Genomic DNA, 13,422 nt, shown 5'->3' with positions numbered 1-13,422 from the left:
AAAGGTTTAGAGGCCGATAGCCGTGCGGAAGGTCGATAGAAGCGAGTTCTCTGCCGTAACGTTGGCACCAGAGAAGGAGCCGCCGAATTGACCGACCGACATCACATGACCGGACGCCGCATAGCCGCTGGAGTTCCGCATGAACCAGACTTCCACCGCCGGCAGCGATGATGCCGCTTGCGTGTCGGAGCCGACCGAAGAGCCGTTCTTATAGTTCTCCCGCGCCGACGCGCCGGAGCGATTGGCGATGCTATAGCCGGCCGGGCTTTGCGGGCTGATAGTCGACGCGAGCGATACCGTGGCGTTGGCGCGCGAGGACATCGTCGAGCCGGAGCGCGCCGAGAGGAAGAACGCGCTGCTGGATGTCCCGACAAGACAAGTTTGCGCGAGGCCAGTACCGGAGCCGCCGTTGAACCAGCCGCCGAGGTGGATGCTGTTCGTCGTCAGTTGCGTCAGAGCGTTCGCGTTGAGCCCAGTCCCGATGTAGCCGGAGGAACCGTCGCCGCCGAAGCCGGCGCCGGCTGTGAAGGTCAGGCCACCATGAGCGACGCCCGCCTGTGCCGGGTTGACGAGATTAAGCAATGCGGCCTGTGAGTTATGCAGGCAGAACAGCGAGAGCCAGTCGTGCTTTGACCACAGGCTGTTAGACTTCAGGCCCTCGACCAGCGCATCAATCGCCAGCACGATGACGTTGCCAGGCTTCGTCGCCATCGCATCCAGATAGTCTTCCGTCTCCGTTTCGAGGCCAAGGCGGATGATAGCGGGAGCGGTGGGCGACGAATGAACGCCGGATAGGTTTTCCGCTGTAGCCCAATACTGCCAAGAGCCGTCGCCCGGCGTGTCCTCATCCGTCTGGACACCGTTCGGAGGCCCGTACACAGGCCCGAGATCGGAGGCGGACCCGAAAGCGGTCGCCTCGTCCGCGCGCCAGAAGTGCAACGCCTTGTGAATAGCCGTGTTCGGCGCCTTCGCCGACAGATCGACATCGGCACCGGATGGCAGCGCCGAAAACAGCGTCGGCACGTCCGGAGGCGTCGGATTGGCGACGGCCATCAACACGATGTAACTGGTCCAGTCGCCAGGCGTGCCGCCCGACCAATGCCGCGCCCGGAACCGGTAGTTCTCACCGTCCGCGAGATAGCCGGTTCGATGCTCATCAAACCCGGCTTGCGCCCGGCTCGACAATGGCTGCCCGCTGCCGACCTTCTCCCATTCAACTTCGGTGACAAGATCGTCCGCCGACACCGTGTTCCAGGTTGCCAGGCCGAACGCTGCGCTTTGGCCTCCGCCGACGACTTCAGTTTCGATCGTGACATCGAAAGAGCCGGGGATCGGAATACCGCTATCCTCCAGTTCATCGATCGGCGGCGGCGGGTTGCCTTCATCGGTCGCCGCAGTGAAGTTGAACAGCGTCGCCGGGATGACGATGCCCTCGAATTCATAGGTCAGATTGGCGAGCGACAGCTTTGGACGGTCGCCAACAATTTCGATGATCGCTTCATCCAGCTTCGGGGGGTAATGGACGCGGATGTATCGGCGCTCCGGAACGTCTTGTGCAGGCTCATAATCGGCGATGAAGCGCACACGGGGAGCATTTGCCCGGATCAGGGCAAGGGTTTGCATCCGCTGGATATGATTGTGCCGCTGGACAGCGGCATTGTTTATCGTGCGCGTCCGCTCAGTGTTGTCGCCCGGAATGTACGGATTTCCGACGATCGCAGCGTCGACCTCGTTGAAGCGTTTCGTCGGATCGATGAAACGCCCGCGCACCGCAAGCACCGTCGAGTTGCGGCGCTTGTTGACATCGAATGTCACGCTTCGAAGATCGGCTTCCGTCAGCCTGATATCCGGCTCGACGAATTCGCCGGCATGGACCCCGACCTTGCCTTCGGCGGTCTCATAGATGACCAGTTCCGCAGCTTCGTCGAGCGTGCGGCCGACCTCGACCGGATCGGTATTCGCCTTGAACCAGAAACCGCCGTGGTAACGCGGCTCATCATCGCCGGCCTTGTTCGTCACCTCCTGGTCGCAGACATCGGCCGCGTGGTTCCAGTCAGGCCAGTGCATATCCTCCATTTTGATCTTTGAGCCGACCGGATGCGTGAGGTGCCAGGCGCGTTGCAGCGCCAGGTTTTCGGAATATTCCCAGGTGTCGGGGTCGGCAGGATCGTGTGCCGGTTTGCGGTCGTCATAGAGCAGCATGCCTTCCAGCTCCTCAGTGAGGAGGGGCATGCCGTTCGGAAACCGCTTCTGCTGTTTTTCGATATCGGACGATCGGCAGGACATCAGGACCGTCGCCATGCCATCGCCACGATGGTCCGGCGTCCAGATCGTCGGCATCGCCGCGACCATTTCCGCGAACGCGGTTTCGGCATTGAGACCGACGCGATGGCGGATCACGACATTGTTGTCGAAGTGACCAGGCGCCGTGACGACGCCCGTCACCGGATCAAGTGTCAGTTCCTCGTCATGGGCGTAGAACCGGACATGCCGGTTGATGCGGTGGCCCGCCGGGCTGAAGACGTGAAAAGCGTTGTTGCCAGCCTGCTCCAGCGCAAGGTAATCCGCCGATTTCTTCACCCGGCCAAGCACGTAGGTCGGCGGCGGCACAGGCTGGCGCACGTTGAACTTGCCGTCTTCAGCCTTCGGCACATCCGGCTTTTCAGTGAGCGCCATTTGCAGGCCATAGAGGCCGGCAGCGGTCGCAAGATAGCCGATGCCGGTCGCGGTCGCGCTCACGGCGGCCGGGCCAAGCAACCATACCGGGCTGTTGACGATGAGCGGCAGCACAAGCGCCGCTATGAATTGAGGCATTAGAATTCCCAGAGTATGAGGGGGCGCGCTGTGAAGACGATCCAGCCTTCGTCCATGCGCACCTTCCATTTGCCTTCGTGCCGGATCGCTGCCCATTGCCGGGTTGCCGAGGTCAGGCTGCCGATGACAGCGACGCAGCCTTCGGACGGCGTTTCCGCGACCCGCCAGCCGACGCGCACGAGACGGTCGCCGAAGGGGATCAGCCCGCCCGCCGCCTCCATGACGGCGTGACACTCGTCTTCGGTCGAATAGGTGTCATGCAGATCGGCAGCCGGATCATCCGTGCCGTAGGCGATCGACAGGGCGGCAATCGCCATGCAGCAATCAACGTGCGACCAGCGCCAGGGCCGGAAAGCATAGTCGGCCATGAACTGACCGAGGATCAGCGGCGAACAGGCCATGGGATCGACTTGTCGTTGAGACGCGGCAGCCGTTCGGCGATGCGGTCCGGATTGGCACCGGGATTGAGGATCGCCGAACGTGCCTGCTGATCGGTATTCGAGATCACGACTTGCGAGGCTAGCGTCCGAAGATCGAAACGATTGACCAGTTCGAGGATGACGGTCGACGATACTGCATCGCCCTGGACATCATCGCCGAAGATCACGTCGTCGACCGTGCCGGTGAAGCGGACTTTCCGCACACCGACAGGATCGTCATACTCATTGCAGGGCTGGACGATGATCTGCATCTTCGAGCCGATCACGTCGTCTTCGTTGACCTCTCGCCATGCGGTGTTCGCCAGCACCGGCGCGACGCCTGACACGCCCATGGTCAGGCGATTGGACTCGCCGTTCATCGCCGCTTCGATCACGTCGAGACTGTCGGTGACCGTAACGCCCTTCCAGATTTCCCCGTCGAGATCGAGGTACGGCCCGGACCCGACCCAGAGCCGGACGGTGCCGGTCGGAAAGTAGAAGATGAAAAGGATCTTGAGGGAGCGGATAGCCATTCACGCCCCCGCCAGGTCGTTCCAGTAATCGACCGCCTCGACGAAGGCGACCGACACTTCCTGCCGTTCACGCTTGCCCTGTGCGATATCCATGCCGCGATCGTCGGCGAGGTGGACGAGGCAAGTCGGCTCGTCACATTCCAGTGGTGCGCCGGCCGGGATCGTTGCGCGGATCGATGGGAAGATCGGAAGCGTCCACAGGTCGCCATCGACATCGATCGCCGGGCCAGTCTCATAAAGCGCATGCTGGTAGGAAAAGCGGATGCCGGCGAGATTGTCGGCAGCCTGGACCCGTCGCAGCGTAACGATGTTCGCGCTGATCGTAGCCGTCTCTTCCATGACGATATCGATCGCGCCTTGCGAATAGAGCGTACCGTCATCGAAAGGCGTACCGTCGTCATGCGGGAGCATGATCTTCCGCTCAAATTTGCCGGAAGCGTAGGGAGCCGTATCCCACGACCGGACCGGCACGACGATCAGTCCAGCGCGACCGCCGAGACCGACCCGCAGCGCGTTCCAGGTCCGTTTCTTGCCGTAGTCGAGACCGCCGATCGAAATGCCCTGAAGTTCGACCACCCACGAACCCTTGTCGGTACGCGTGGCGCGCTCCATGCCGTTCAGCACCTTGCCGCCGCCGCGCGTGAACGGCACGAGGTTCGCGGGCGTCTCGCGCGGGTTAAGAGTGCATGTCGGCCAGTACAGGAAGGACATCGACACCACCCGTCAGCCAGTTCGCCAGTCGGAGCTAGCGCGCTCCGATTGATGTTTGGCGATCGCCGGCATGACGCCTTTGTTGGCGCGCTGCACCGCGACGTTGATGATGGTTCCGGAGCGGCTGACGATGCGCTGGTCGGCGATTTCGGCCATCCGGCCGCTATCGTCCTGCAATCGGATGTCGACCGTGTCGTGACTGCTGCCGCGAGCGGCAGGGGCGGCCATCGAGGCCATGACCGGCGCTCGCATCGGCCACCCGCCGTCCGCCATGCGCGCCAGCGTGTCGTTGTTGATGGCATCGAGCAGCGGGCCGTACTTCTTCGCCGACCGCGCGTTGGTGATGTGCTCGCCATCCGACACCATGATCGGGATTTTGTCGCCACGCGGACCACCGGGACCGCGCACGCGACCGCCGGGCCACCCACCATCCGCGAAGCCGAAGATGCCGCCGAGGCTGCCCAGAAGCGAGCCGAGGATGCCGCCACCGGAACCCGGTTTCGCACCGTCGAATAGAAGATCGAGCCCTGCATCGAGGAGCTTATCGCCAAGCCGGCCCAGCGCGTTGCCGAGCGCTTCCGTCGCGCTCTTGCCGCTCCGCAAGTCCTGAATAAAGCCACTCAGAATGTCTTTGCCGACCGCCGCGACCTCGCCGAGGTTGTCCCGCAGTTGACCTTGCGTTTCGTCGAGCTGGTTGCTCGCCGCCTGTGCGGTGCCCGACGCTTCCGCCAGTTCCCGCATCGCGAGAGCCTGTTCGCGGGCTTCCGGCGTCAGGCCGGACAGGTCGCCTGTGAGAAGCTGCTGCGCACTGGAAAGCTCACGGCCGGCCGCCGTGCCTTCCTCTTGCGCCATATTGAGCAGTTCTTGCGCCGCCTGGAGCGTCGACAGGCCGCGACCATAATCCTCGATAAGCGGGTTGAGGCTGGCCCGCAGACCGGTTTCCTCTTTCAGGAAAGCAATCTGCTGTTTGTATTCCTCGAGACTGAGGGCGAACGTCTCCCGGCTTTCCAGTCGTTGCGTGCCCGCCGTCGACATGCCGGCGCGCTTCTGCCCGTAGGCGATGGCGTCTTCCACCGTCCGGTTGCCGCCGAGCACTTCCGGATTGGCCGCGATTTGATCAGCGCCGAGGATGTTGCGAAGTGGCGTGCCGGGCGCGGCTTTCAGGACGTTGATCGCGCCCTGCGGCCCGAGGAAGTGCGCCAGGTGAAGTTTGTATTCGTCCGCAGCGTCGGCGACCGAGATACCCGCAGCGCGCAGGGCTGCCGAGTTTTCCTTGCCGTAGGCTTCGATCAGCGCCTTCGACTTGGCAGCATCCGTCTTCATCGCCAGGATTGCAGCCTGCGAAAGCTGCGCAGCCTCGCCGGGGAAATAGCGACGGAAAAGGTCCAGCCACGTGCTGTCTATGAATTGCCCGAGACCTTCCGCCGACGACCGCGGATTTTTGGCGAACCGATTGCCGCCGCTCTCGGCGCCGATCGTCCGGTCGACATAGCCGGACAGGGCGGAGCCGCTGCCTTCCGCCGCTTCCTGCTTTTCGATGGTCGCGCGTGCCGACGCTGCTGCCTCCGCTTCCGAGATCGCAATCCCGGCTTCTTTCGCGTCCTTCAGCAGCTTTTCGGTGAGGGTCGCGATCTCCTTCTCTTTTTGGCTGCGCAGTTCGAGCGCCTGCTGTTCGGTCAGGAAACGTTCAGCGCCACGACGGCGCGTCTCTTCCTGCACACCCTCACGCGGCATGAAGGTGGTGATACCGTCGGCAGCACGACCGTAATTCTGGAGTTCTTCGGCGCCTTCTTTCGTGGCCTGCGCCACGCCGATCAGCTTGTCGTAGACCTTGTCCAGTGCGCGAGCGATGGCGAGGATCGCACCGTCGCCGGTATTCGCCAGTTCCTCCAAAGCCTCCCGCGACCGCACAGCGCCGTCGACCGTGCCGTCCAGTCCAGCGAGGACGGCCTTCAATCCAGCCACCTGCTTTTGATATTCCGGATTGTCGCGGTCCGTAGCCTCCGTCTCTTTTAGCCGGGATAGGAAGTCCTGGACCAACTGCCGTATTTCTCCGGCTGCGGCCTGATACTCCTTCACGTCATCGCCAAGCCGATCCTTCAGCCGACGCTCTTCCGTTTCCTTGAATTTGTTGGCGCTCGCCTCGACCGCCGGGCCGGCTTCATCGGCCGCACCCTTCACCCGCTTCAGGGCAGCCGCATAGCGTTCTGCCTTTTCGGCAGCACTCTCGGTCGACGCGCCCGCCGCGTCCGAACTGTCGGCGAACAGAAACGCCGCGGTTGCCGCGACGCCGAGGGCAACGCCGATCGGTCCGGCGGCAGCGGCAAGTCCATTGAGTGCGATGCCGGTCCGCGCCACCGTTTGAGCGGTCCGCAAGAGCCTCGTGAAGCGGACAAGAGCAGCGCCGCTTAGTCCTATTTTGGCGATCATGCCGGCGAGCGAGCGGCCGACCAGCGCGCCCGCGATGATCGAGGCGAGTTGAAGAGCCGTGTCCGCCGTCTCGTCGAAATTGTCAGCGAGAGCGTTGAGGCCCTGGACGAGACGCTGCGATGCTCCGAGAGAGGAATCGGTCTGACCGATGTACCGGGTCAGAGCGTTTTCGATCTTCGTATAGCCCTGTTCGATCGTCTGCGTTGCGCCGGCCGCCTGCTGCCGAAGTTGCGGCAAGCCGCGCAGGAAGGCATTGAAGAAATCTCGACCGGAGACCTCGCCGTCGTTGACCAGTTGCTTCAGTTTCGAGACCGAACCGCCGGCTTTGTCGAGACCGTTGGCGACGGCCTGGAGGATAGGACGCGCCCCTTCGTTGACCGAATTGAACTCTTCGGCCTGGACCCGCGTCGAGCCAAGCAACTGCCCGAGCTGGGTGAGTGCGCCGCGCGCTTCATTCGCGCCGGTGCCGGCGACCTTAAGCGCGATCGCGACACCATCGGAGAATTCGATAAGCTGTTCTTGGCTAGCGCCGAGCACATCGCCAGCTTGTGCGGCCTTGCCATAGAGGCCGGTCAACGCCTCAATAGGCGCGGCGTTGGCCTGTGCCGAGCGAAAGAGCTCATCCAGAACCCGCTTCTGGTTCGTACCCTGGACACCGGCGATCGACAGCGAGTTCTTCGCCCGCGTCCATGCGTCCGCGTACCGCAGCACCTCCCGGACGGTCAGCGCGCCGGCAATGCCGGTCAACGGCGCAACCAGCCCTTGCGCCATACCCTTGCCGATGACGTTCAGGCGCTTGTTGGCGGAATCCCAATTCTTGATGACCGCGCGTGACTCGCGCTCCGACACGCCGCGAGCCTTGCGCATCTCGCGTTCATAGGTCTTGATGTCCGCCGATAGCTGGACGACCAGTTTTTCGAGGTCAGTGGCCATATGAAACCGCTAATTGCAGCAGCCTGCGTCGCGAACATCGCGTTCGTGGCTTACTTCTTTTGGGGCGAGTACCAGGCGCGAGAGGAGCAGAAGCGCCGCGATCGGGTTGCGAGCGTGCAAGCGTGCGTCGAGACACTGCTGAAGTACCAAAAGTTCAGACGAGACGGCGGGCCGCTTCCGAAGAATACCGGTCCCGCAAGCTTGCAATTCAAGGCTTCCGAGTGCGCTACGCTGGTGAACGAGTTTCGGGAATCAAAGCTGACGGTCGACGCGACCGGCTTGCACGTCAACTAATCTTTGCCTTGCATCCAGCGCCACACGTCTTCGGCCTCAGCCTCAGACATCCGCGCGCCGGCTTCGGGATCGTTGGCCTCGACGTAGCCGTCCCACGCCGCCATGAACTGCCAGATGGACATCTCGTTCACCTGTTGGGGCGTGAAGCCCATGACGGCGCCCTTCCCATAGATCAGTCCGAATCGGACCTTTCCGTTGGGGAGGTCGTCGAGTTCATCGCCTCCGTCACTGGCCCTTTTTTTTTACCGACTTCCTCTTCCGGAGCGCCGTGCAGGGCGATCAGCAGCGCGGTCCAGGCGACCAGCCGGTTTTCCTCCGGCACACGCGCTTCGACGCATGTCCGGATCAGCTTGCCGACCTTCTTCGCATCGAGCCCGCCGCCGAGCAGGCCGAGACGGATCACGGCCCTGATCTCCCGTACACCGCAGCGCGGCGGCAGCGGGACATCCTCTTCGTCGTCGCCCTCCCGGTCGTCGTCGTCCGGACGATCCTCTTCCTTCGGCCGGCGCTTTCGGTCGCGAAGCCGATCGAGGATCACATACGGGCCGGCATCGATCTCTTCCTGGAGTTCGATGAGCTGCGCAAAGCCCAGGCGGAAGGTGTATTCACCATCCGCCCAGGGAAGCGTGATTGCAGCGCTCCGGCTCATTATGCGGAGGTCCGGACCATCTCGCCGTCGCTGGACAGCTCGACGTTGGAGGTGACGCGGCCCGTCAGGTTAGGCGCGCCGGCCGTGAACGTCCCGACATGCATCAGGCCGGTCCAGGTGATCGTCTTCGCGGGGAATTCCCACTCGACCTTCGCGGGGATGCTCTCGTCGCTCTCAACGGCATCAAGCCAGGTCTCGACCGATTCCGACGCCAGCACGCCGTCGCCGCTGACACCCATGGCGAGGCTGTCAGCGTCGCGGCCGAGCCACGGAACCTTCGTCGGATCGTCGCAGAACGGAAGCTTGAAGTCTTCGAGGTTCTTCGTGAGCGTCACGCTCTTCGAGAGGAAGCCGCATGGCTCCGCATAGGTGCCGTTGCGTGCAAGATCGAGCAGGACGCGCACCTTGCCGCCCTTCGTAGTCGTTGGCTTTACGGCCATGATGGTTTCTCCATAGTGGCAGGGTGAGCGCCCGCTCACGCGCGGGACGCTTGCAGTCCGGCGGGTTGCCGGGGTTAATCGTGCTCGACGATCGCGAGGAAGGTCAGAACACCGTGAGAGGTGACGCCGTCAGGGTCGCGGAAGATGCGGCGACCATCGAAGGCGAGGGATACGAGGCCGGTCGTCGGCAACTCGATTTCAGCGTCGTGCAGCACGGTCCGGATGCGGCCGCAGATTTTCTTGACCTCCGGAAACCCGACCGCACGCGACCAGGCATGCAGGGTGACGTAGATTTCCGAACCGATGATGCAGGACACGTCCACCGGTACGGTTTGCTCTTCCCCGAAGGCGACATAGGGGAACTTCGCCGTGACCAGCTTGCCGTCGCTGGAGCGAGGCACGCTGTCATAGACGCGCTGGTCAATCAGGCCGGTAAGTGGCGCATCGCCCTTCAGCAGTCCGACGATGGCAATCTGCAGTTCGAGTGACGGATCGTCGCTCATGAGCGTGCTACCTGCCGGACGGATTGCTTGACAGCGGCGACGACGGCCCGACCGGCGCCCCGCTTGTTTGCCCGCCAGGATACGAAGAAGAACGGTTGAGCCGTCGCGCCGGGATGCTGCGCACCGGCAAACTTGCCGCCCGCGATATGCGGAGCCGCGCCCCACTCGACCAGGTGCGCATATCGGACGAAGTCGCTGCCGGCGTAGATCGTGATCGTGATCTTGTCCGTCGAAGCGTAGCCGGTGCGCAGAGCGTTCCGGCGCGCTCGCTTTTGGCTGCCGCTCCGGCGCTTGCCCGTCTGCGCATACTTCGGCACTTCGCCCCACGTCCAAGCGATGCTGTCACGAAGCGCACCGCTGTCTTCCGGCACGAGCGACTTCATCATCGCGACGATGGCGTCCGCCTGCGCTTCCATCGCCTGTTCGATCGGCGCGACCGCCGCTTGCGCCAGCCGGCCAAGCTTTCGCTGGAGCTTTTCCAGCCCGAGGATTTTGGTCATCGGCGGGTGCGAAGCACCATAAGCACGGCGATCACCGTCAGGTTGAACGCCATGATGCCGAGACAGATTTCGATAAGGGTCATGACGCGCGCCCGCTTTCGCCGAGGATGTCGAAATCGGCCCGATCCTCCGAAGGCGAGACGCCGAGGATCGCGTAAGCAATGCCGGTCCGCTTGTCGCGCGCCTGCCATTCGTTGGTGATTTGCCGCGTCAGCGAATTTGCTTCGACCGTGAAGATGACGGGCTGCCGACCTTGCAAGCGCGATGCGATGACGCTCTCGCTGCCCCGCAGAAAGATCATACGAGCCCAAAGGGTAAACTGTTCCGCGAACTCGCCTTCGCTGTTCCCGCTGTCCGGCCCCGTAGCCTTTCCGCGACATTCGAAGGCGATGCGGTCATTCTTGTCGCCGGCCGGGATCATCGTCGACCTCTACAGGCTTCGCGTCTTTCGACGGCTTGCGCAGCCGGACGGCCTTGCCGCGCTCGACCGCCAGCGCGGCGCACTCGCGCGTCACGCTGCGTTCCTGCCCGGCAAGGAAGGCAAGGGTGACAGACGGCTTCGGCTTGAAGTCGAAGTCCGCGGTGAAGCGAACCCAGGCCATTACGCGAGCGTGACGCCCGAATGCTGAATGTCGACGTGAAGGACGCTGGTCGATTCCGCCACGCCGATGACGACGACATCGGAACCCGATGCGACATCGGCCTGCGGGCAGATGCCGCCCGGCGTCGCGCTCAAACAGTACGTCGTGCCGGGGACCAACGTGCCGCCGATCGTGATGTCGCCACGTTTCAGGATCGCCATCGGCTGGCCGTTCGCGCCGCCGTTGAGCGTGAGGCCGCGCACGTTGCGCAGCGCCGCCGCGCCGTTGTTGTCGCCGAGCTTATACTTGCGGTCGGCGTCGTCGCGGTAGACGGCTTGTCCGGCGGTTTCGGTCGCCCCGGCGATACCGTGTTCGATCTCAGCGTCCGCGCCGGCCAGGACATTGGCGGCGGTAATGGTTACGTCGGCCATGATGGTTCTCCGTTCAAATCGTCAGGCGACGCGCCCGACAGCAAACATGTTCATGATGTCTTCGAAGCCGTGCTGGATTTCGGTCGGCACGACACCCACGACCGTCGTTTCGCGATGCTTGAACCAGTGCGCGATCAGCATGCGCATCGCGGCGCGCAGCGGCTCCGGGATGTTGCCAAGCTCGATCGGATCTTCCTCAGTGCCCTTGAAGCCGGCCTTGAAGATGATTGTGACCGCGTCGAACTGACTACGCGGCGCGGGCCACGCCTTGCCGTAGGCGGGCTGGATACGGGCTTCGTAGCGGCCGGGCCGCCACTGGTAATCGGCGGGATCGAGCGTCTGCGCGACGCCAGCGCCGTCGACATAGACGATGCTGACGATCGAGAGGACCGGCCCCATGGGGATGCGGACCTCTTTCGGAAAGCAATCCAGGGTCAGACGCCAGTCGGCCGCCATGATCGCCAGGCCGCGCCCGTCTGGCCCCTCGACCATCTCCCGCGCCGCCCGGATGCAGCGGTTCAGGAAAGCATCGTCATCGATAACAACGGCATCGATGCGCAGTTGCTCTTTGACCTCCGCCAGCAGCAGGGCCTCAGCAGTTGGCTGGTCAACGCGCTCGATCCTGCTCCACATGGGATCAACCCTGCACCGCCTTTTCGGGGGCTGGCTTGCGGACGGCCTTCTCCTTCTCCGGCTCTTCGCGGAAAAGGTCGGCAAAGCCGGCATCGATAAGACGCTGGCCTTCGTCCTTGTCGACTTCGGCAACATCGCCGGGCTTCGTGGCGCCGGCTGGACCGGACATGCTCGTGCGATAGACGATTTTCATGATCGGCTTCCGTGTAGTGGGAGGAGGAACGGGCGACCGGAGCTGCCCGTCCGGACCGTCCGGCTTACGCCTGGACCAGGTGCTTGACCGCAGCGGTGTTCAGCAACTCGCCGTCGAACCGCTTGAAGCCGACCATGCCGACCTGGAAATTCTCGGCAAAGCGCTCGCGCAGAGTGAGCACGGTGAAGCCGCGCACCTTGCGAACGATGTACCTGCCGTGGTCGCCGAAGATGATCGACTTCTGACCCGTGGCGATGTTCGCCATCGCCTGATTGATCGAGTACGGATGCGCCAGGAGCCGATCCGGTTCGCTCTTTGTCACGTCCCCCATTTGCCAGAGGTAATTGCCCTGGCCATCTTTCAGCTTCCGGATCGCCGCCAACGTGCTGTCGTTGAACTGCCACCGGCATTTCGGCGAGGATCGGTACGCCGGGTCCACCGAATGCAGGAGATCTATCAATTCGTCAGAGGCGATTGCCGTGGCTGATGCGGCCGTCTTGCCGAGTGAAGATGCCGTCACGATGCCGTTCGGCTGGTTCGATCCCGTGCCTGTCGTCAGGATGGAGTTGGACAGACGACCGAGGCGCTCGCCAAAGAGGTCGTTGAGGAGTGATTCCATATCGAACGCCGAATCCTGCAGAAGTTCGATCGGCATCCGCACCAGCTTTGTGGAATAGATGTAGGCGTCCAGCCTTTTCTCGCCGAACACCACGTCACCGGTTCCATCGTCAACGACCGACGCGTTTTCGGCCTTGAGCGCGCCGGTTTGCGAAGTGTCGTCAACGGTCGGCCAGGGTAGGGGATTGCCGCCTGACGTGACGAGTTCGCGGACGATATTGGCGTCCCACATCGGGCCCCAGGCTTTCATCGCCTTGTCGATCTCGCCGGAAAAGCCTTCCGGGACGGTATAGCCACCAGCGGCGTCAGTCCCCACCGCCTGTGCGCGCACTTCCGCAGGAAGGTCATCGCGATGTGCCATCAACACGCTGCGTTCCTCGGAATTCAACACCGTCGCTCCGAAGCGAACGGTTTTTGCGAACACGTCTTTGTAGTCGGGCTCGCCATCGGCGCCGGTCTCGACACCACGCTGTTCGCCGTTGTCACCCTTGGGCCGGCGCGGATCGGGGGCGTTGGTGCGCTTCTCCGCATCCTCCAGGCGGCTGAAACGCTCCGCCTTCTCGCCGAGCTTGTCATACTCGACCATCATGGCGTCGAACTCGCGCTCGATTTCGGCGGCGCGTTCGGTCGGCGTGTCGTCCTTTATTTCTTCGAGCTTCGCCCGGGCGTTGGTCGCAATACGGGCCTGCTGCTCGCGCAGCTCTTTGAGCTGGACGGTCATGGTGAATATCCTTGTGGGT

General features: G+C 63.2%; 17 protein-coding genes. 1 reads left to right on the top strand and 16 read right to left on the bottom strand.

Going from position 1 to position 13,422, the window contains the following annotated elements:
• Positions 1-6: 6 nt before the first annotated feature.
• The 5 genes from ACH196_RS10600 to ACH196_RS10580 are packed head-to-tail and all read right to left on the bottom strand — an operon-like array spanning position 7 to position 7,840.
• The gene (locus ACH196_RS10600) at positions 7-2,814 is read right to left on the bottom strand and encodes a hypothetical protein (protein ID WP_396646856.1); all 2,808 of its coding nucleotides are present in this window, start codon (positions 2,812-2,814) and stop codon (positions 7-9) included.
• Positions 2,814-3,215, bottom strand: coding sequence for a DUF6950 family protein (locus ACH196_RS10595; protein WP_396646855.1), 402 nt, complete (start codon positions 3,213-3,215; stop codon positions 2,814-2,816). Before ACH196_RS10595 ends, ACH196_RS10600 begins: the two co-directional genes overlap by 1 nt.
• Complete coding sequence (locus ACH196_RS10590; protein ID WP_396646854.1) at positions 3,197-3,766, bottom strand: hypothetical protein; 570 nt, start codon at positions 3,764-3,766, stop codon at positions 3,197-3,199. The genes ACH196_RS10595 and ACH196_RS10590 overlap by 19 nt, the downstream gene beginning before the upstream one ends.
• Positions 3,767-4,477, bottom strand: a complete 711-nt coding sequence (locus ACH196_RS10585; protein WP_396646853.1) for a hypothetical protein — start codon at positions 4,475-4,477, stop codon at positions 3,767-3,769.
• Between the two features lie 12 nt (positions 4,478-4,489).
• Positions 4,490-7,840 carry a tape measure protein gene (locus ACH196_RS10580; RefSeq protein WP_396646852.1) on the bottom strand — a complete coding sequence of 1,117 codons (3,351 nt, stop codon included), beginning with the start codon at positions 7,838-7,840 and terminating at the stop codon, positions 4,490-4,492.
• On the opposite strand from ACH196_RS10580, the gene ACH196_RS10575 reads away from it, so the two are divergent.
• Entirely contained in the window at positions 7,841-8,134 is a 294-nt protein-coding gene (locus ACH196_RS10575) for a hypothetical protein (protein ID WP_396646851.1), read from the top strand.
• On the opposite strand, the gene ACH196_RS10570 is transcribed toward ACH196_RS10575, so the two are convergent.
• From ACH196_RS10570 to ACH196_RS10520, 11 genes are all read right to left on the bottom strand, one after another.
• Positions 8,131-8,286 (bottom strand): hypothetical protein, encoded by a 156-nt coding sequence (locus tag ACH196_RS10570; RefSeq protein ID WP_396646850.1) that lies wholly within the window; start codon positions 8,284-8,286, stop codon positions 8,131-8,133. The genes ACH196_RS10575 and ACH196_RS10570 overlap by 4 nt on opposite strands.
• 20 nt (positions 8,287-8,306) lie before the next feature.
• Positions 8,307-8,783 carry a GTA-gp10 family protein gene (locus ACH196_RS10565; RefSeq protein WP_396646849.1) on the bottom strand — a complete coding sequence of 159 codons (477 nt, stop codon included), beginning with the start codon at positions 8,781-8,783 and terminating at the stop codon, positions 8,307-8,309.
• A complete protein-coding gene (locus tag ACH196_RS10560; RefSeq protein ID WP_396646848.1) occupies positions 8,783-9,223 on the bottom strand; it encodes a phage tail tube protein in 441 nt (146 codons plus the stop codon). The genes ACH196_RS10565 and ACH196_RS10560 overlap by 1 nt, the downstream gene beginning before the upstream one ends.
• Positions 9,224-9,297: 74 nt before the next feature.
• Positions 9,298-9,726, bottom strand: coding sequence for a DUF3168 domain-containing protein (locus tag ACH196_RS10555; RefSeq protein ID WP_396646847.1), 429 nt, complete (start codon positions 9,724-9,726; stop codon positions 9,298-9,300).
• Complete coding sequence (locus tag ACH196_RS10550; RefSeq protein ID WP_396646846.1) at positions 9,723-10,226, bottom strand: HK97 gp10 family phage protein; 504 nt, start codon at positions 10,224-10,226, stop codon at positions 9,723-9,725. Before ACH196_RS10550 ends, ACH196_RS10555 begins: the two co-directional genes overlap by 4 nt.
• A 79-nt stretch (positions 10,227-10,305) precedes the next feature.
• The gene (locus ACH196_RS10545) at positions 10,306-10,647 is read right to left on the bottom strand and encodes a head-tail adaptor protein (RefSeq protein WP_396646845.1); all 342 of its coding nucleotides are present in this window, start codon (positions 10,645-10,647) and stop codon (positions 10,306-10,308) included.
• The gene (locus ACH196_RS10540) at positions 10,622-10,828 is read right to left on the bottom strand and encodes a hypothetical protein (RefSeq protein WP_396646844.1); all 207 of its coding nucleotides are present in this window, start codon (positions 10,826-10,828) and stop codon (positions 10,622-10,624) included. Before ACH196_RS10540 ends, ACH196_RS10545 begins: the two co-directional genes overlap by 26 nt.
• Positions 10,828-11,238: a hypothetical protein gene (locus tag ACH196_RS10535; protein WP_396646843.1), complete on the bottom strand. Its 411-nt coding sequence runs from the start codon at positions 11,236-11,238 to the stop codon at positions 10,828-10,830. Before ACH196_RS10535 ends, ACH196_RS10540 begins: the two co-directional genes overlap by 1 nt.
• A 21-nt stretch (positions 11,239-11,259) precedes the next feature.
• The gene (locus ACH196_RS10530) at positions 11,260-11,871 is read right to left on the bottom strand and encodes a hypothetical protein (RefSeq protein WP_396646842.1); all 612 of its coding nucleotides are present in this window, start codon (positions 11,869-11,871) and stop codon (positions 11,260-11,262) included.
• Between the two features lie 4 nt (positions 11,872-11,875).
• On the bottom strand, positions 11,876-12,064 hold the full coding sequence (locus tag ACH196_RS10525; protein WP_396646841.1) for a hypothetical protein: 189 nt from the start codon (positions 12,062-12,064) through the stop codon (positions 11,876-11,878).
• Between the two features lie 64 nt (positions 12,065-12,128).
• Positions 12,129-13,403, bottom strand: a complete 1,275-nt coding sequence (locus tag ACH196_RS10520) for a phage major capsid protein (protein WP_396646840.1) — start codon at positions 13,401-13,403, stop codon at positions 12,129-12,131.
• Positions 13,404-13,422 lie beyond the last annotated feature (19 nt).

It is taken from the genome of Mesorhizobium sp. IMUNJ 23232 (assembly GCF_044326205.1).
Lineage (GTDB): Bacteria > Pseudomonadota > Alphaproteobacteria > Rhizobiales > Rhizobiaceae > Kumtagia.
The sequence above is the reverse complement of the archived record's forward strand: the minus strand, read 5'-3'. Positions and strand labels throughout refer to the sequence as shown.